Here is a 17,816-nt window from a genome sequence, read left to right as displayed (position 1 = left end):
ATTATTGACTGCACCACGTGAAAGGAACACGGTGATGGCATCCTCCCCCGCCTCCGGCGCCCCGCCGGTGCTCAGCGCCCGTGCGCTGACGAAGACCTACGGGACCGGCGAGTCCCGCTTCGACGCGCTGAAGGGCGTGTCCCTCGACGTCGGGCGCGGCGAATCGCTCGCGATCGTCGGCAAGTCGGGCTCGGGCAAGTCCACGCTCATGCACCTGCTCGCACTGCTCGACCGGCCGAGTACGGGTTCCGTCGAGATCGACGGCGAGGACGCGGCATCCGCTCCTGCCAGGCGGATCAACCGGCTCCGCAACGAGCGGTTCGGCTTCGTCTTCCAGCAGTTCTTCCTCACCGCGCAGCAGTCCGTGCTCGAGAACGTCACGCTGCCCCTGCTCGTCGCCGGGGTGGCACCCCGCGAGCGGGCGCGACGCGGCCTTGCCGTGCTCGACGCGCTCGGACTCGCCGACAAGGCGAGGAACCGTGCCAACGACCTCTCGGGGGGCCAGAAGCAGCGCGTCGTGATCGCCCGCGCGCTCGTCAACGAGCCCGACGTGATCTTCGCCGACGAGCCGACCGGCAACCTCGACACGTCGACCGGAAGCCAGGTCGAGGACATCCTCTTCGGCCTGCAGCGCGAACGCGGCATCACCCTCGTCGTCGTCACGCACGACGACGACCTCGCCGCCCGCTGCGATCGACGGGTGAGCATCGCCGACGGCCTGATCGTGGAAGGAGCGGGACGATGAGGACCGCGGATGTCATCACCAACGCCACCCGGAACGCCTTCCGCAGCAAGCTCCGCACGACGCTGACCGTGCTGAGCCTGTTCGTGGGCGCGTTCACGCTCACGCTCACCACCGCGCTCGGCGCGGGGGTGAACGACTACGTGACGAAGCAGGTCGCCACCATCAGCACCGGCGACGTGCTCCTCGTGACCCCCGCCGCGTCGACCGACACCTCTGCGGGTCCCGACGCGTACGACCCGGGCGGACGTCAGCAGTCCGCCCAGGCGAACCCGTTCGGCGCGGGGACCCTGCTGAACGACGACGATCTCGACGCGATGCGCGACATGGAGGGCGTCGACCGGGTCGAGCCCATCCGCCAGATCGCGGTCGACTGGGTGGCCCCGGTCGACGGGTCCGACGACGACCGCTACCAGCTCGACGTCAACCCGACCTCCTCGATCGGCCGCAGCGACCTCGTCGCGGGCGACCAGCTCGACCAGGGGTCGAGCCGCGCGGAGATCGTGCTCCCGCAGGACTACGTCGACGCCCTCGGGTACGACGACGCCGAGTCCGCCGTCGGCACGACGGTCGAGCTCGGCTACACCGACGCGGCGCAGGCCGAACGGACGGTCGAGGCCGACGTCGTCGGCATCGCGCGCACCAGCCTGCTGGCCACGGGAGCCGGCGTGAACCAGGCCCTGACCGACGCCGTCGCCGATGACCAGGCGGTCCCCGGACAGCCCGACGCCTACGTGATCGCCGTCGCCTCCCTCTCCGGGACCGGCGAGGACGGCGCGGTCGCCGCCTCCGACGTCGACGGAGTGAAGGCCCAGCTCGCCGAGGCCGACCTCGCGGGCCAGACGGTCGAGGACCAGCTCGGGGTCATCCAGACCGTCATCAACGGCATCATCGGCGTGCTCAGCGCGTTCTCCGTGATCGCGCTCGTCGCGGCATCCTTCGGCATCGTCAACACGCTGCTGATGAGCGTGCAGGAGCGCACGCGCGAGATCGGCCTGATGAAGGCGATGGGCATGTCCGACGGCAGGGTGTTCTCCCTGTTCAGCCTCGAGGCGGTCGTCATCGGCTTCCTCGGATCGGCGATCGGCGCCGTCGCCGCCATCGGGCTCGGCACGGCGATCTCGTCGGCCCTGTCGGCGGGGCCCCTGGCGGACCTCCCCGGGCTGACCATCCTGCTGTTCGACCCGGTCAACGTGGTCGGCGTGATCCTCGTGATCATGCTCGTCGCGTTCCTGTCCGGTGTCCTCCCCGCCCGCAGGGCGGCCCGCCAGGACCCGATCGACTCGCTACGGTACGAGTAGATCGACCAGGAGGCGGATCATGTCGACCGAGCCGGGATCCCGGCGCCGAGGCGTCGCGGAGACGACCGCGGCGATCGAGCGCGCCGCGATCGACCTCGTCACCGAGCACGGCTACGACCACGTCACGGTCGACATGATCTGCCAGGCCGCCGGCATCAGCCAGCGCACGTTCTTCAACCACTTCAAGACGAAGGATGCCGCGCTGCTCGGCATCGACGAACCGAGCGTCGACCAGCAGGCGGCGAGGGAGTTCATCGTCTCGGACGGCCCCCTCCTCGCCGAGGCCGCGACGCTCGTGCGCATCGAGCCCGACCGGTTGCCGGCCGATCCATCGCTCATCGCGCGACGGATCACCGCGGTCTCGCAGAACCCGATGCTCCTCGCGCGCCAGATGGAGCGCCTCACGGCCATCGAGGCGGAGCTCCGGCAGATCCTCGAGCTGCGGCTGCGGCAGGACGCCCTCAGGGAGGGTGCCGACGAGGCCGAGCTCGCCGACCTCCCCGAGCAGGCCGAGCTCATCACCCACCTGCTCGCGGGCCTCATGCGCTACGTCGGCCTGAGCTGGGCGCGCCGCGCCGCCGAGGGCGCGCCGCCCCCGGTCGACGTGGGCGACCTGGCCGACCGGCTGGACCGCGTCATCCGCAAGTTGGGCTGACGCGGAATCGCGTCCCGCGGCGTCCGGGGTGATCAGCTCACGGCGACGCGCAGGCTCCGTCCGCCGAGCCGGATGCCCTCGACCTCGATGCTGCCGAACGAGGCGAGCGGGTCGGTGCGCACGCCGTCCCCGTCGGGCTCGAGCCCGAGCACCGCGGTGAGCACGGCGACGGATGCCGCGGCCGACCACGCCTGCGGCCGGCACGCCGCCGGATACGGCACCGGCACCGCGACCTCGCTCGCCGGGTCGCCGGAGTGCAGCTCCGGCATCCGGTAGGCGAAGCCCGCGGCGGCGCGCAGGAGACCCTCGACGAGCCCCGCGGCATCCGCCCCTCGCCCCTCCCGCACGAGCCCGAGGACGGCGATCGCGGTGTCGTGGGCCCACACGGTCCCGCCGTGGTAGCTGAGCGGCCAGTACCCGCCGGAGTCGGTCGACATGGTGCGCAGCCCGTAGCCGGAGTCGAGGGTCGGATCGGTCAGGCGGCGCACGACGAGCTCCACCTGGTCGTCGTCGAGCAGGCCGGTGCCGAGCAGGTGGCCGAGGTTCGACGTGACCGTGTCGACCGGGCGCTTCTGCGCGTCGAGCGCGATCGCCGGGTACGCGCCGGCGGGGTCGTCGATCCAGAACTCGGCGTGGAAGCGATCGCGCAGTCGCTCGGCCCATTCGCGCCACTGCCCGCCGCCCTCGTCGCCGAACGCCTCGAGGAGAACGGCGCCGTGCATGGCCGCCTCGTAGGCGTAGGCCTGCACCTCGCACAGGGCGATCGGCCCCTCCGCGAGCGAACCGTCGCGCCACTGCACCGAGTCGCCGGAGTCCTTCCAGCCCTGGTTCGCGAGGCCGTGCCCGGAGCGGTCGACGTACTCGAGCAACCCGTCGCCGTCGGCATCGCCGTGGTCGCGCATCCAGGCGAGCGCGGCCCGGAGGTGCGGGAGCAGCGCACGGACCTCGTCGTGGGGCAGGCCCCAGCGCCAGGCGTCGTGCAGCAGCGCGATCCAGAGCGCCGTCGCATCCACGGTGCCGTAGTAGAGCGGCGGAAGCTCGCCGTCGCCGAGCGACAGGGCGGTGCGGCGCAGTTCGTGCATGATCTTGCCGGGCTCCTCGGCGGTCGCGTCATCGACCCGATCGCCCTGCAGTCCGGCGAGCACGCGGAGCGTGTCGCCCGCGAGCTTCGTGCCGAGCGGCAGCAGCATGCGCGCCGTCCAGATCGAGTCGCGGCCGAAGAGCGTGAAGAACCAGGGCGCACCGGCGGCGATGAACTCGGCGTCGGGGTGCCGCACGGTCGTCATCCGCAGCGCGTCGAGGTCGGCGAGGCCCTGAGCGATCCACCGCGACAGGCGGTCGTCGGCGGCGGTGACCGTGGGAGTGGTCCACGGGGCCGGCGTGTCGACGCCGCGCACCACGGCCGCCTCGTCGACCGTGTCGAGTCGCCAGCCGACGCTCGCCTCGCCCGAAGCGGGGACGACGAGCTCCGTGGTGAGGCGGATGCCGCGTGCGGTCGCCTCCACGTCGAGCCCGCGCGCCGCGAGCCGCGCCGAGACCTGCTCGCCGCCCCAGGCGGCGACCCCGCCGTCGAGGTCGGTCCGCGGCCCGGCCGAGGGCGCGGAACCGAGCTTGACGTGATCGACCGGGGTGGCGTCGGGCTCGATCTCGACCACGACGCGGGCACGCACCTCGACCCCTCGGCGATTGCGGAGCGTGACGGTGTCGGCGACCCCGTCGGCGTCGACGACGCGGTCGAGCACGAGGCGGAACCCCGGATCGGGCGTCGGGTCGTCGAGGCTGCGGACCAGGGCGTCGATGCGCACCCGGTCGCTCCGCTCACCCCCGGTGGCGAGGTGCTCCGGTGCGCGGCCGTCGACGGTGAGGCGGAGGCCGCGCACGAGCCGGACGTCGGCGCTGTAGATGCCGTGCACCGGTGCGTCGCCGATGTCGCCGCCCGGCGACGACCAGACCTGGGTCGGCGCCCTGAGGACCGCCAGCGCGTCGTGCAGCAGAGGCTGGAGAGGTGCGGTCACGGTGGTGCTCGCTTCCGGTTCGTGATGGAACGGTGACGCCGCGTGGGTTGACACCGCTGTCGGATGTCGGCAACATTAGCAAAGATTTGATCGATCAAATCAAGAGATTCCCAGATCGTCCTGCGGACGATCCGCACGAGCCAAAGGAGGCGCGCAGTGTCCCGGATGCCGACCGTCGACGACGTCGCGCTGGCCGCGGGGGTCTCGCGCCAGACGGTCTCGAACGTGCTCAACAGCCCGGGCATCGTGCGCGAGACGACGCGCGAGCGCGTGCTCGAGGCCATCGACCGCCTCGGCTACCGGCCGCACGCCTCCGCCCGCCGGCTGCGCACCCGCAAGTCGGCGACCATCGGCGTCCGCATCGACCCGTGGCGCGACGGCATCTCCGGCGCCGTGCTCGACCGCTTCCTGCACAAGCTCACGGAGCACGCCGACGCGCGCGGACTCCGCGTCATGGTGTTCTCCGCCGACGGGCCCGACGACGAGCTCGCTCGGATCCGGCGGCTGCGCGAGGGCTCGGACGTCGACGCGTTCGTGCTCACCGCGACGACCCATGGGGACGAGCGCATCCGCGCCCTCACCGAGCAGGGCGTCCCGTTCGTCGCCTTCGGCCGCCCGTGGGACCCGGAGACTCGCGCGATCGCGCACCGCTGGGTCGACGTCGACGGCCGAACCGGAGTCGCCGACACCGTGCGCCACCTGCGCGAGCAGGGCGCGCAGCGCGTCGCCTGGATCGGGTGGCCCCATGGCTCCGGGACCGGCGACGAACGGCGCGCCGGGTGGGAGGCCGAGTGCGCACTCGATCGGGACGCCCGCACGCGACTCGCGCGGCACACCGTCGACGGCGTGACCGAGGGCTCCAGGGCGGCGTCGGAGCTGCTCGCGCTCGCCGAGCCGCCCGACGCCATCGTCTGCGCGAGCGATTCCCTCGCGCTCGGTGCCATGATCGCCGCGCGCACCGCCGGTCTCCCCGCACTTCCCATCGTCGGCTTCGACGACACCCCGGTGGCCGCCGCCGTCGGGCTCTCCAGCGTGGAGCAGCCCCTCGACGACGTCGTGGCCGCCGCCCTTGACCTGCTGTTCGGCGAGGCGGGCGACGACGTGCGCCCGAATCCGAGCAGCGACGAGGAGCCGGCGAACCGGCTCCTCGCGCCCCGACTCGTCGAGCGACGGCCTGGACACCTGGCGCTCGACGCGATCCCCGGCACCTGAGGCCGGCAATCACAGAAGGGAAACATCGTGAGGACATCACAATGGAGTGCCGTCGCCGTGGCGACAGGACTCGTCATCACCCTAGCCGCCTGCTCGCCGGGCGGGAACGACGGCGGCGAGACCACCGGGCAGGAGCTCAGCATCCTGATCGGCTCGTCGGGCGACGCCGAGACCACCGCGGTCACCGAGGCCGCCGAGGCCTGGGCCGACGAGACGGGCAACACCGTCGAGGTCATCGCCGCCAACGACCTCGTGCAGCAGCTCGGCCAGGGCTTCTCGGGCAACAACCCGCCCGACCTGTTCTACATGCCATGGGACCAGTTCCAGACCTACGCCGACCAGGGCTTCATCGAGCCCTACGCCGACGACCTGGAGAACGCCGACCAGTTCCTGCCGGCGCTCCGCGAGCAGTTCACGTACGAGGACCGGTTCTACTGCGCGCCGAAGGACTTCTCGACCCTGGCGCTGCAGATCAACACCGCGGCCTGGGAGGCGGCGGGGCTCACCGATGCCGACGTGCCGACCGACTGGGAGGGCCTGCAGGCGGTCGCGCAGCAGCTGACCACCGATGACCAGGTCGGCCTCAGCATGGGCCGCGAGTACCAGCGCATCGGCACGTTCATGGGGCAGGCCGGCGGAGGCGTCTACGAGGACGGCGAGGTGACCGCCGACTCACCCGAGAACGCCGAGGCGCTGACGTACCTGCAGGGCCTCATCGACGCGGGCGTGCTCGCGTACCCGCAGGACCTCGAGGCCGGCTGGGCCGGCGAGGCCTTCGGCCTCGGCAGCGCGGCGATGGTGATCGAGGGGCCGTGGATCAACGGTGCGATGGTGAACGACTTCCCGGATCGGGAGTTCATCAGCGTCGAGCTGCCCGAGGGCCCCGCCGGCCCGTCCACGTTCGCGTTCAGCAACTGCTGGGGCATCCCGGTCGAGTCCGACACGCGCGACGCCGCGGTCGACCTGGTCGAGTACCTCACCGCCGACGAGCAGCAGCTGGCGTTCGCCGAGGCCTTCGGCGTGATCCCGTCGACCGAGTCCGGCTCGCAGGCCTACGCCGACCAGTTCCCGGAGAACGCGGCGTTCGTCGCCGGAGTCGAGTACGCGCAGAGCCCCGTGGCCTTCGCGGGCTCCGCCCCGGCCGTCGCGGACTTCAACTCGTCGCTCGAGACGCAGGGGCTCGCCGACCCCGCCGCCGTGCTCGGGCCGTTCCAGGAGAACCTCGAGGCGGCCGCCGCCGAGGCGAACGGCTGATCATGACCGGCACCGCTTCCGGGTCTCGTCGCGGCGGTGGCATCCGCCGCGGCGAGGCCCGGGCGGGCTGGCTCTTCGTCACGCCCGCCGTCGTCATCGTGGTGGTGTTCCTCGCCATCCCGATCCTCCTCGCGCTCTGGGTGAGCTTCAGCGACTGGAACGGCTTCCGGTCGCCGCTCAACCCGAACGTGAACTTCGTGGGGCTCGAGAACTACGCCGCGATCACCACCGAACCCGGCCTCGACCAGGAGAACTTCGGTCGGGCCGTGCGCAACAACCTCTGGTACGTCGTCTTCGTGGTGCCGCTGCAGACCATCGTCGCGCTGCTGCTCGCAGTGCAGGTCAATCGTGCGGCGATCCGCGGGCGGGGCTTCTTCCGCACCGCGTTCTACTTCCCGTCGGTCACCTCGACCGTGGCGATCGTCATCGTCTTCCAGTTCCTGTTCACGGCGTCCGGGGCCGTCAACGCGGTCCTCGGCTTCTTCGGCATCGACGGTCCCAACTGGCTGAACGACGCGAGCGGCGTCTTCCACAACCTGCTCGCCGTCGTCGGCATCACGAGTCCGCCGGAGGCGCTGGCCCAGGACGGTCCGCTCGGCATCACCTGGTGGGAGTGGCTCGCCGGTCCGTCCGTCGCGATGATGACGCTGATCATGCTCGCGATCTTCACGACCTCGGGCACCTTCATGCTGCTGTTCCTCGCGGGGCTGCAGGCCATCGGCGGTGAGATCGACGAGGCGGCGCGCATGGACGGCGCCGGCCCGTTCCGCACCTTCTTCTCCGTCACGGTGCCCATGCTCCGACCGACGATGTTCACGGTGCTCACGCTCGGGCTCATCGGCTCGTGGCAGGTGTTCGACCAGATCTACGTGCTCGGCGGCAGCACCGCCGGAGGGACGATCAAGACGCCCGCCTTCCTGGCCTACGAGACGTCGTTCGAGGAGCTGAAGTGGGGCCAGGGCGCGGCGATCGCGTTCATCCTGTTCGTCTTCATCATCCTGCTCACGCTCCTGCAGCGATGGTGGCTGCGCGAGCGCGACCCGAAGGGGATGGGCGCGCGCGATCGACGCATCGGACGACGCGCCGCCGACGCGGAGCTCCGTCGCCACGAGCCCGACGCCGCGTCCGCGGTGGTGGGCGCCGATCCCACCGACCGGGCGCTCCTGTCGGGCGCCGATGCGACCGAGCACGACGACGCCGGGCCACGAGACGGGAGCGGACGATGACCGACCTCAGCACACGAGCGGTGGTCACCGCCGACGGCGCCGCGGCATCCGCTCGCCCCTCACCGCGCCGCCGTCGGACGCCGGCGAAGGTGCGCGCAGGACTGTGGACGAGCTACCTGATCCTCATCGGACTGGCGCTCATCTACATCTACCCGTTCATCCTCTCGGTCGCGGGCAGCTTCAAGACCGATGCGGACGCCACGCAGAACGGCCTCTCGCTCATCCCCGAGACGGTCACGTTCGCGGCGTACGAGCGGCTCTTCACCGACTCGCCGTATCCGCTCTGGTTCGGCAACACGGTGTTCATCACCGTGATCGTCACCTTGGGGCGCGTGTTCTTCGACTCGCTCGCGGGATACGCCCTGTCGCGCCTGAAGTTCCGCGGACGTTCGATCCTGTTCGCGTTCTTCATCGCCGTGCTCGCGGTGCCCGGCGTGGTCCTGCTGATCCCGCGGTTCCTCGTGCTCCAGCAGCTCGGCATCTACGACACGTACGCGGGCATGATCATCCCGCTGCTGTCGACGGCCGCCAGCGTGTTCATCATGAAGCAGTTCTTCGACTCGATCCCCGTTTCCATCGAGGAGGCGGCGCGCATCGACGGGGCCGGCCAGTTCCGCACCTTCTGGTCGGTCGTCCTGCCCATGGCGCGGCCGGCGCTCGTCACGCTGATCATCCTGAGCTTCCAGGGCTCGTGGAACGAGCTGCAGCACTTCATCATCTCCAGGCAGAGCCCCGAGCTGAACACGCTCACGACCGGCGTCGCGTCGCTCGTGTCGGGGCAGCTCGGCTCGGGCAATCAGTTCCCGCTGCAGCTCGCGGCGGCAGTGCTCATGACCATCCCGGTCGCGGTGCTGTTCTTCATCTTCCAGCGCCGCATCATGAACACGACGGCGGGCGCCGAGAAGGGCTGACGTGCGCCTCGCGGCGGCGGGGCGGATGCCGCGGGGCCGGCGCCCCGCGGCATCCGCGCCGGGTCACGGCCCGTGCCGGTGGCTCGACTGCCGCGCTCATCCGGCCGCGCTCGCACCCATCCCCGTCGCACCGGCCGCGTGGTGGAGCCGCTTCTCGACGCTTACCGGTGCCGGCTTGAGGTCGAATACCACGGTGTTGACGGTCCCGGTGAACGCGTACGGCGCCTTCCCCTTGTAGGCGGCGTCGACGACCAGGCCGTTGTCACGGCCGATGTCCATGCCCGAGTACGAGGTGAACGCGATGGGCACCGTGCGATCGATCCGGCCCTCGCCGATCTTCGCGCCGTTCGCCCACAGCGACGCGACCCCGCCCGTCCCCGGCTTCATCTCGTCGGCGTCGAACTGCATTCTCACCGTCACGCGTCCGGTCGGGAGCGGACTGGTCGCCACCTGCCGGTACTGCTCGACGCCGAGCATCGAGTACGTGTGGTGGAGGAGGCCGTCGCCGTCGACCCAGAGGGCGAACCCGCCGATCTCGTCGGCCATCGCCACGACCACGCCCTCGGCGCCGCCGTCGGGAACGACGAGGTCGCCCTCGATCGCGTACGAACGGCCGTAGATGCGTGGAATCATGCCGCGCTGGATGTTCTGCACGTCGCCGTGGAACGTGAACCTCGTGGTGGTCGGGAGCGGCGGGAGGATGCCGAAGAAGATCGACATGCCGCCGAGGAGCGGGAGGGCCTTGTTGCGCTCGGCCTCCTGCCAGAAGAGCTCCTGCAACTCCGCGAGCTTCTCGGGCCGCTCGGCGGCCAGGTCGTGCGCCTGCGTGAAGTCCTCGGTGAGGTCGTACAGCTCCCAGGTGTCCTGCTCGGGGTCGTACACCCCCGGGGCGAGCTTGGCGATGGTCGCGGGTGAGAAGTCCCACGGCACGCGGTCGAGCCGGGCGCACGCCCACCAGCCGTCCTTGTAGATCGCGCGGCATCCCATCGACTCGAAGTACTGCACGGTGTGCCGCTCCTCCGCGTCCGCGGCCTCGAAGGTGTGGAAGAAGCTCGTGCCGTCCATCGGTTCCTGCGCGATGCCGTCGACCGACCTCGCCTCGGGCACGCCGACGGCCTCGAGGATGGTCGGACCGATGTCGATGCAGTGGGTGAACTGCGAGCGCATCTCGCCGCCCCCTGGGATCCGATCCGGCCACGCCACGACCATCGGGTTGCGGGTGCCGCCCAGGTGGCTTCCCGTCTGCTTGCCCCACTTGAACGGCGTGTTGCCAGCCCAGCCCCATGCTGCCGCATAGTGCGGCGCAGTGTCGATGCCGCCGAGCTCCTCGATGCCGCCGTGCTGCTCGATGAGCTCGAGCTGCTGCTCGGGCGTGAGCGGAACGCCGTTGAGAAAGGTGAGCTCGTTGAACGACCCGGTGATCGTGCCCTCCATGCTCGCACCGTTGTCGCCCCAGATGTAGAAGATGAGCGTGTCGTCGAGGTCACCCATCTCCTCGATCGAGTCGATGAGCCGGCCGACGTTCCAGTCGGCGTTCTCGGAGTACCCGGCGAACACCTCCATCTGGCGGACGTAGAGCCGCTTCTCGTCCTCCGACAACGAGTCCCAGGCCGGGAACAGGTCGGGTCGCTCCGTGAGCTCGGCGTCCTGCGGCACGATGCCGAGCTCCTTCTGGCGTGCGAAGACCGTCTTGCGGTACTCGTCCCACCCGGCGTCGAATCGGCCGGAGTAGCGATCGGCCCATGCCGACTCGACGTGGTGCGGTGCGTGGGCGCAGCCGGTCGAGTAGTACATGAACCAGGGCGCGTCGGCGTCCTGCGCACGGACGGCGTGCAGCCACTCGACGGCCCTGTCGGTGATGTCGTCCGGGAAGTAGTACTGCTGCCCGTCATCGCGGACAGGCACGCCGAGCGTCGTATTGCCCTGCGTGATGATCGGGTCGTACTGGCCCGCGGCGCCGCTCAGGAAGCCCCACCAGTGATCGAAGCCCCAACCGCTCGGCCAGCGGTCGAACGGGCCGGCGGCACCCTGCACGTTGTCGGGCGTGAGGTGCCACTTGCCGAAGCCGCCCGTCACGTAGCCGTTGTCCTTCAGGATGCGAGCGATGGGGGCGCAGCTCTTGGGCAGGGCGGCGGTGTAGCCGGGGAAGGGGCCAGGGTACTCCGCGATCGAGCCGAAGCCCACCCGATGCTGGTTGCGTCCCGTCAGCAGCGCCGCCCGCGTCGGGGAGCAGATCGCGGTGACGTGGAAGCGGTTGTCGGTCAGTCCCATCTGCTGCACGCGGGTCATGTTCGGCGTGTCGATCGGGCCGCCGAAGGTGCTCGGATTGCCGAAGCCCGCGTCGTCGATGAGCACGACCAGCACGTTCGGGGCGCCCGCAGGGGGCTTCGGCGTCATCACGACGGTCCAGTCCGGCACCGACTGGTCGATGGTGCGGCCCGCCGTACCGCCGAACGCCGGATCCCGCAGCGGCAGCACCGTCCGGTCCGGCGAGAACTTGCCGGCCGCCTCGGCGAGCGAGGCCTTCAGCTGGGCCAGGCCCCGGTGCTCCGTCTGCGCGACCGACTTCGCCGGCGATCCCGCCAGTGCCTGCTCGACCGCGAGCCGACTCGCCTCGTCGAAGACGACGACGATGCCGGCGCGGCCGGGCGGCAGGTTCGTGCCGATGTGATCGGCGATGCCGCTCTTCAGCCGGGTGTCGGCGAACACGCCCGCGAGCGCGCCTCCGGCGGCACCGACCGCGATCGCCGGGATCAGCGCCGGGGCGAAGAGGCCGACGGCGAGGCCGACGCCCGCGCCCCACCCCGCACCCTTGCGACCGAGGTGATCGCCCGTGTCGGCGACCGTGACTTCGCCGTCCGGATCGTGCGTCACCAGGATGGCGCCCTCGATGCGCAGGGTCTTCTCCTTCACGCGGCGGACGAGCCCGTCGAAGTCGTGCTGCGCGCTCTCGATGTCCTGGTACCCCGCCACCAGTACGTCCGTCATCTGCTCACCCATGAGTCAGTCCCCCTCGTGTCGACCCGCTGCGAGGCTAGGTGGCGAGCGGAGCGGCGGACGGGACCTTCGACTCGCACGCGTCGGGGCTGCGACGTTGCGGCCCGGATGGCATCACGGCCGCCGTACGACGCCCCGTAGCGTCGTCGCGAGGGAGGCACTCGTGACCGACGGACCGTCGGATGGACTTCGTACCGCGTTCCGTCGGCCGGGGCCCGACGGAGGCCGGCAGGGCGCGCCTCGGGAGCCGACCGAGTCCGAGTCGTTCGACGCGGACTGAGCGGTCCGCGCCGGCCGTGGCCTCAGTGCACGTACTCGAGCAGGTCGGCGCCAACGCGCCGCATGCCGTCGAGCACCGCGAGCCGCGAGGCGAGCTGCGTGTCGGCGAAGTACATCGAGACCGCGTAGGCGACTCCCGCACGCGGGCCGCGGAGCACGCCGACCTCGCTGCGCACGCCGCCGTCGGTGCCGGTCTTGTTCATCAGCAGCAGCCCGTGGTCGGGCGTGCGATGCGCGAGCGGGTCGAGGCCGAAGGCGGAGGCGACCATCGAGAGGTCGGAGTTCAGCGACAGCCAACCGACGACGCGCTGCGAGACCTCGGGGCTCACGATCTCGCCGCGAGCGAGCGAGGCGAAGAGCCAGGTCAGCTCCTTGGCCGAGCCGATCGAGAGCTGCGGGGCGTCGTCGGGCCCGCGGTGGTCGCGGACGAGGTCGAGCAGCGCCGTGCGGGTGAGCCCGAGCGTCTCGGTGCGCGAGCGCACCGACTCGAGACCGACCTGGCGGATGAGGACGTTGGTCGCGAGGTTGTCGCTCGTCGCGCCGACGAGCGCCGCGAGGTCGGACATCGGCAGCGACGGCGTCTGCAGGTGCTGCCAGATGCCGGAGTCGCCGACGGCGTCGCGCGGCGCGCGGTCGAGCACTGTGAACGCCTCGGGGCTCGCATGGCCGAGGCGCGAGGCGACCTCGACGAGCAGGAGCACCTTGCCGATGGATGCGGTCGGCATGACCACGTGGTCGTCGACGGAGAAGAGCACGCGCCCGGTCGCGAGGTCGGTCGCGCGCGCCGAGACCTGCACGCCGCCGAGCGCGAGCTCGCCGAGCGCGTCGAAGCCGCGCGAGAAGTCCTCGGCGTGCTCATCGCCGCGGTGGCGGCCTCGTCGGAATGATGCGTGCCGAGCACGGCGCTCGGAACCCTGGGACGAGGCGACCACGACTGGAACAGCGGCTTTCGTTCGGGTCTCGCGCTCCCCCACCGCGGCATCGCGGTGCGCTCGACGGGATCGGACGGGGGTCTGTGGTGAGGTGCTACCAGATCCGGACGCGGTCGGCCGGGTCGAGCCAGAGCTCGTCATCGGGTGTGACCTCGAAGACAGTGTAGAACTCGTCGATGTTCCGGACGATCTGGTTGCACCGGAACTCGTTCGGCGAGTGCGGATCGATCGCGAGCAGCCGCTCGACCTCGGCGTCGCGGCCCTTCATCTGCCAGGCCTGCGCCCACGACAGGAAGAAGCGCTGCGCGCCGGTCATGCCATCGATCACGGGCGCCTTCTTCCCGCCGAGCGAGAGCAGGTAGGCCTTCCACGCGATCGCGAGGCCGCCGAGGTCGCCGATGTTCTCGCCGATCGTGAGCGCGCCGTTGACGTGCGCCGGCTCGCCAGCGGCATCCGCCTCGCCCTCGTCGGCGGCGTCACCGCCGTCGGTCGCCTCGGCGGCACGGCCGCCGTCGAGGAGCTGCGCCGGCACGAGCACGTCGTACTGCTCGATGAGCGTCTTCGTGCGCTCCTCGAACGCGTCGCGGTCGGCCTCGGTCCACCAGTCGACGAGGCGCCCGTCGCCGTCGAAGCGCGAACCCTGGTCGTCGAAGCCGTGGCCGATCTCGTGCCCGATGACCGCGCCGATCGCACCGTAGTTCGCCGCCGCGTCGCGCTCGGCGTCGAAGAACGGGAACTGCAGGATGGCGGCCGGGAACACGATCTCGTTGAAGCCCGGGTTGTAGTACGCGTTGATCGTCTGCGGCGTCATGAACCACTCGTCGCGGTCGAGGGGCTTGCCGATCTTGCCGAGCTGACGCTGGAACTCGAACTCGGCCGCGGCGCGCACGTTCGCCACGAGGTCGGATGCGGAGACGTCGAGCGTCGAGTAGTCGCGCCACTTCACCGGATAGCCGATCTTCGGGGTGAACTTCTCGAGCTTCTCGAGCGCCCGCTCGCGCGTCTTCTCGCCCATCCAGTCGAGGCCGGTGATCGAGTCGCGGTACGCCTCGACGAGGTTCGCGACCAGCTCGTCCATCGCCTCCTTCGCCGCAGGCGGGAAGTGGCGCTCGACGTAGATGCGGCCGACCGCCTCGCCCATCGCGCCCTCGACGAACGAGACGCCGCGCTTCCATCGCTCGCGCAGTTGCGGCGTGCCGGTGAGGGTGCGGCCGTAGAAGTCGAAGTTCTCCTCGACGAAGGCGCTGCCGAGGTACGCCGCCGCCCCGTGCACGACCTGCCAGGCGAGCCAGTCGCGCCAGGCGGGCAGGCGATCGGCGGTCATCAGCGCACCGACGCCCTCGACGAAGCTCGGCTGCCGGACGACGAGCTCCTCGAACGCACCCTGGGGCACGCCCATCGCGTCGCGCCACAGGTCGAGGTCGACGGATGCCGCGTCGGCGACCTCCGACCAGGGCATCAGGTTGTAGGTCTTCTGGCTGTCGCGCGAGTCGACGTTCGTCCAGTGCACCTTCGCGATCTCGGTCTCGAGCTCGAACACGCGCCGGGCGCGCGCGGCCGCGTCGTCGAGCGCGGCGAGGCCGAACATGCGCTCGAGGTGGCCGAGGTACTTCTCCCGGATCGGGGCGAAGCGCTCCTCACGGTAGTAGCTCTCGTCGGGCAGGCCGATCCCGCCCTGCTCGACGAACACGAGGTAGCGCTCGGGGTTCCCCGGGTCGTTGTCGACGAAGAGCTGCGCGAACCCGCCGACGCCCTGCCGCTCGAGCCGGCCGATGGCCTCGAGCAGCTGCGCGACCGTGCCGGGGAGGGACGCCTCGACGAGCTGGCTCGCGATGGGCGTCGCGCCGAGCATCTCGGCTCGTTCCTCGTTCATGAACGATGCGTAGAGGTCGCCGACCTTGCGGGCCTCGGTGCCGGGCTCCGCATCCTGCGCCTCCTCGATGATCTCGCGGACGGCGCGCTCGGCCTCCTCGTAGAGCACGATGAAGCTGCCGTAGCGCGCCTTGTCGTCCGGGATCTCGGTCCGCTCGATCCACCTGCCGTTGACGTGCCGGAAGAGATCGTCCTGCGGACGCACGTCGGGATCGAGTTCGTCGAGGATGATGCCGCTGGGCTTCGTCGCATCGCTCATTCCGACAGCCTAGGCGGCCACCGGGCGGTGAGGCCGAGCGGATGCCGCGAAAGCGCGCCCGCGCGTCACCTCAGCTGCGCGAACCCCTCGGCCTTCCGCGTGGGGCCGACGATGAGAATCGTGTCGCCCTCGTCGAGCACCGTGTCCATGTCGGCGTTGTGCCACTCGCCTCCGGGCTTCTTGAACGCCGCGATCGTGACGCCGAAGTCCTTGCGCAGCCCCGACTGCCCGAGCGGCACGCCGTGCAGTCGAGCGGGTGGCGACGACTTCACGATCGCGTAGCCGGGCTCGATCTCGATGTAGTCGAGCGCCGCGCCGCGCACGAGGTGCGCGACCCGCTTGCCCATCTCGGCCTCGGGCCGGATCACGTGGTGCACGCCCAGTTGCTCGAGGATGAGCGCGTGCTGCTCGGTCACCGCCTTCGCCCAGATCACCGGGGTCTTCATGCCGAGCAGCACGGAGCAGGTCAGGATCGAGGCGGTGATGTCGGTGCCGATCGCGACGACCACGCGGTCGAACTCGTCGACGGCGAGCTGCCTCAGCGCCTCGGCCTTGGTGGAGTCGGCGCGGACGACCTGCGTGAGCTCGCCGTTCAGGCTCTGCACGATCTCCTCGGTCGCATCGATGCCGAGCACCTCGGTGCCGGCGCGCATGAGCTCGAGCGCGAGGGAGCTGCCGAACCGGCCGAGGCCGATGACCGCGACCGAGTCGGCCTCGGCGATGCGCCGGGACGTGTCGGCGGCACCGCCGCCGAAGATCGAGAACCTAGCCAATTGCGGGCCTTTCCTTGGGGAGTTCGTAGAGGATCCTCCGCTCGCGAAGCGCGATCGCCGAACCGAGCGTGAGGGGACCGATGCGGCCGAGGAACATGAGCACGACGAGGATCACCTCGGCGGCGGGATGCAGGTCGAACGTGATGCCGGTCGACAGCCCGACCGTTGCGAACGCGGAGACGGCCTCGAACAGCACGCGGTCGAATCCGAGCCCGGTGATGTGCATGAGCGCGACGGCCGCGACCATGACCGCGGCGACCGCGACGAGCACGACCGTGATCGCCTGTCGGTGCACCGCCCGCGAGAGTCGCTTGCCGAAGATGTTCACGGCGCCCTCGCCACGCAGCTCGGTGAGGAGGATGAAGAACAGCACGGCGAAGGTCGTGACCTTGATGCCTCCGGCCGTGCCCGCCGGGCCGCCGCCGATGAACATCAGCACGTCCATCGCGACCCAGCTCTCGTCGTGCATCAGGCCCACGTCGACGCTGTTGAATCCCGCCGTGCGGGTCTGCACCGACGCGAAGAATCCGGCGAGCAGCTTCCCTCCGGGATCGAGCGGACCGAACGTGTCGGGGTTGTTCCACTCGACCACGGTCAGGTAGGCCCAGCCTCCGACGAGCAGCACGACCGTGGCCCAGAGCACGAGCTTGGTGTTCATCGACCAGTGCAGCGGCCGTGCGAACTCCTTGCGCAGCTGCATGATCACGGGGAAGCCCAGCCCGCCGAGGATGATCGCCGCGCACATCGGGAGGCAGATGAACGGGTCGGCGACGAAGTCCATGATGCTGTTCGAGTACAGCGAGAACCCGGCGTTGTTGAACGACGAGATCGAATGGAACAGCGCGTGCCACGCGGCATCCGCCGGGCTGTAGTCGTAGCCGAACAGGAATCGCGGGAACAGGAACATCCAGGTCAGGCCCTCGATCGCGAACGAGATGAGCACGATGCCGCGCACCAGGCCCCGGACGTCGTCGAACCCGACCGCCTTGGCTTCGGCCGCCGTGTTGAGCCGGGTGCGGACCGACATCTTGCGAGCGAGAACGAGCCCGATGAGCGACGCGAAGATCATGATGCCGAGACCGCCGAGCTGGATCAGCGTCAGGATCACGAGGTGTCCGAGCGGAGTCCAGTGCAACTCGGTGTCGACGACGACCAACCCCGTGACGCACACGGCGCTCGTCGCCGTGAACAGCGCGTCGATGAAGCTCGTTCCGCCCGGCTCGCGACTCATCGGCGGAAGCCAGAGCAGGAAGGTGCCGGCCGTCACCGCGGCGGCGAATCCGGCCGCGACCGCCTGCGCAGGATGGAGGCGGAATCCGCGTCGGATGCTCGCCCGACGCGCGCGACGGACCGACTGCCGGATGCTCACGGATCGATTCCAGCCCAAT

At 70.5% G+C, this 17,816-nt stretch carries 13 protein-coding genes; 7 read left to right on the top strand and 6 right to left on the bottom strand.

Annotated features, from left to right (window positions below; genetic code table 11):
* Window positions 1-34: 34 nt before the first annotated feature.
* The 3 genes from ACULK2_RS00585 to ACULK2_RS00575 are packed head-to-tail and all read left to right on the top strand — an operon-like array spanning window position 35 to window position 2,698.
* Window positions 35-745: an ABC transporter ATP-binding protein gene (locus ACULK2_RS00585; protein WP_445967672.1), complete on the top strand. Its 711-nt coding sequence runs from the start codon at window positions 35-37 to the stop codon at window positions 743-745.
* Entirely contained in the window at window positions 742-2,043 is a 1,302-nt protein-coding gene (locus ACULK2_RS00580; RefSeq protein ID WP_445967673.1) for an ABC transporter permease, read from the top strand. The genes ACULK2_RS00585 and ACULK2_RS00580 overlap by 4 nt, the downstream gene beginning before the upstream one ends.
* A gap of 19 nt (window positions 2,044-2,062) precedes the next feature.
* Window positions 2,063-2,698 carry a TetR/AcrR family transcriptional regulator gene (locus tag ACULK2_RS00575; protein ID WP_445967674.1) on the top strand — a complete coding sequence of 212 codons (636 nt, stop codon included), beginning with the start codon at window positions 2,063-2,065 and terminating at the stop codon, window positions 2,696-2,698.
* Window positions 2,699-2,730: 32 nt separating this feature from the next.
* On the opposite strand, the gene ACULK2_RS00570 is transcribed toward ACULK2_RS00575, so the two are convergent.
* Window positions 2,731-4,713, bottom strand: coding sequence for a glycogen debranching N-terminal domain-containing protein (locus ACULK2_RS00570; protein ID WP_445967675.1), 1,983 nt, complete (start codon window positions 4,711-4,713; stop codon window positions 2,731-2,733).
* 165 nt (window positions 4,714-4,878) lie between these two features.
* Between ACULK2_RS00570 and ACULK2_RS00565 the strand changes: the two genes are divergently transcribed.
* From ACULK2_RS00565 to ACULK2_RS00550, 4 genes are read left to right on the top strand one after another with little or no spacing between them, the layout of a single operon-like run.
* Window positions 4,879-5,925, top strand: coding sequence for a LacI family DNA-binding transcriptional regulator (locus tag ACULK2_RS00565; protein ID WP_445968208.1), 1,047 nt, complete (start codon window positions 4,879-4,881; stop codon window positions 5,923-5,925).
* A 57-nt stretch (window positions 5,926-5,982) separates the two neighbouring features.
* A complete protein-coding gene (locus ACULK2_RS00560; protein ID WP_445967676.1) occupies window positions 5,983-7,179 on the top strand; it encodes a sugar ABC transporter substrate-binding protein in 1,197 nt (398 codons plus the stop codon).
* Between the two features lie 2 nt (window positions 7,180-7,181).
* A complete protein-coding gene (locus tag ACULK2_RS00555) occupies window positions 7,182-8,405 on the top strand; it encodes a carbohydrate ABC transporter permease (protein WP_445967677.1) in 1,224 nt (407 codons plus the stop codon).
* Entirely contained in the window at window positions 8,402-9,316 is a 915-nt protein-coding gene (locus ACULK2_RS00550) for a carbohydrate ABC transporter permease (protein WP_445967678.1), read from the top strand. The genes ACULK2_RS00555 and ACULK2_RS00550 overlap by 4 nt, the downstream gene beginning before the upstream one ends.
* 96 nt (window positions 9,317-9,412) lie before the next feature.
* Here the strand turns inward: ACULK2_RS00550 and ACULK2_RS00545 are convergent, their stop codons facing one another.
* The 5 genes from ACULK2_RS00545 to ACULK2_RS00525 all read right to left on the bottom strand — a co-directional run bounded on the left by ACULK2_RS00545 (window position 9,413) and on the right by ACULK2_RS00525 (window position 17,797).
* Window positions 9,413-12,304, bottom strand: coding sequence for an arylsulfatase (locus ACULK2_RS00545; RefSeq protein ID WP_445967679.1), 2,892 nt, complete (start codon window positions 12,302-12,304; stop codon window positions 9,413-9,415).
* A 311-nt stretch (window positions 12,305-12,615) separates the two neighbouring features.
* Window positions 12,616-13,524 carry a serine hydrolase gene (locus ACULK2_RS00540; RefSeq protein ID WP_430646915.1) on the bottom strand — a complete coding sequence of 303 codons (909 nt, stop codon included), beginning with the start codon at window positions 13,522-13,524 and terminating at the stop codon, window positions 12,616-12,618.
* 94 nt (window positions 13,525-13,618) lie between these two features.
* Entirely contained in the window at window positions 13,619-15,655 is a 2,037-nt protein-coding gene (locus ACULK2_RS00535) for a M13 family metallopeptidase (protein WP_445967680.1), read from the bottom strand.
* Window positions 15,656-15,720: 65 nt separating this feature from the next.
* Window positions 15,721-16,428: a potassium channel family protein gene (locus tag ACULK2_RS00530; protein WP_445967681.1), complete on the bottom strand. Its 708-nt coding sequence runs from the start codon at window positions 16,426-16,428 to the stop codon at window positions 15,721-15,723.
* Window positions 16,421-17,797, bottom strand: coding sequence for a TrkH family potassium uptake protein (locus ACULK2_RS00525; protein WP_445967682.1), 1,377 nt, complete (start codon window positions 17,795-17,797; stop codon window positions 16,421-16,423). Before ACULK2_RS00525 ends, ACULK2_RS00530 begins: the two co-directional genes overlap by 8 nt.
* Window positions 17,798-17,816: the final 19 nt, after the last annotated feature.

The sequence above is a fragment of the Agromyces molybdatiresistens genome (genome assembly GCF_052748445.2).
The sequence above is the reverse complement of the archived record's forward strand: the minus strand, read 5'-3'. Positions and strand labels throughout refer to the sequence as shown.

Coding starts and splice junctions, on each gene's coding strand:
- ACULK2_RS00585 (WP_445967672.1), top strand. CDS start 35: ATGGCATCCTCCCCCGCCTCCGGCGCCCCGCCGGTGCTCAGCGCCCGT.
- ACULK2_RS00580 (WP_445967673.1), top strand. CDS start 742: ATGAGGACCGCGGATGTCATCACCAACGCCACCCGGAACGCCTTCCGC.
- ACULK2_RS00575 (WP_445967674.1), top strand. CDS start 2,063: ATGTCGACCGAGCCGGGATCCCGGCGCCGAGGCGTCGCGGAGACGACC.
- ACULK2_RS00565 (WP_445968208.1), top strand. CDS start 4,879: ATGCCGACCGTCGACGACGTCGCGCTGGCCGCGGGGGTCTCGCGCCAG.
- ACULK2_RS00555 (WP_445967677.1), top strand. CDS start 7,182: ATGACCGGCACCGCTTCCGGGTCTCGTCGCGGCGGTGGCATCCGCCGC.
- ACULK2_RS00550 (WP_445967678.1), top strand. CDS start 8,402: ATGACCGACCTCAGCACACGAGCGGTGGTCACCGCCGACGGCGCCGCG.
- ACULK2_RS00545 (WP_445967679.1), bottom strand. CDS start 12,304: ATGACGGACGTACTGGTGGCGGGGTACCAGGACATCGAGAGCGCGCAG.
- ACULK2_RS00535 (WP_445967680.1), bottom strand. CDS start 15,655: ATGAGCGATGCGACGAAGCCCAGCGGCATCATCCTCGACGAACTCGAT.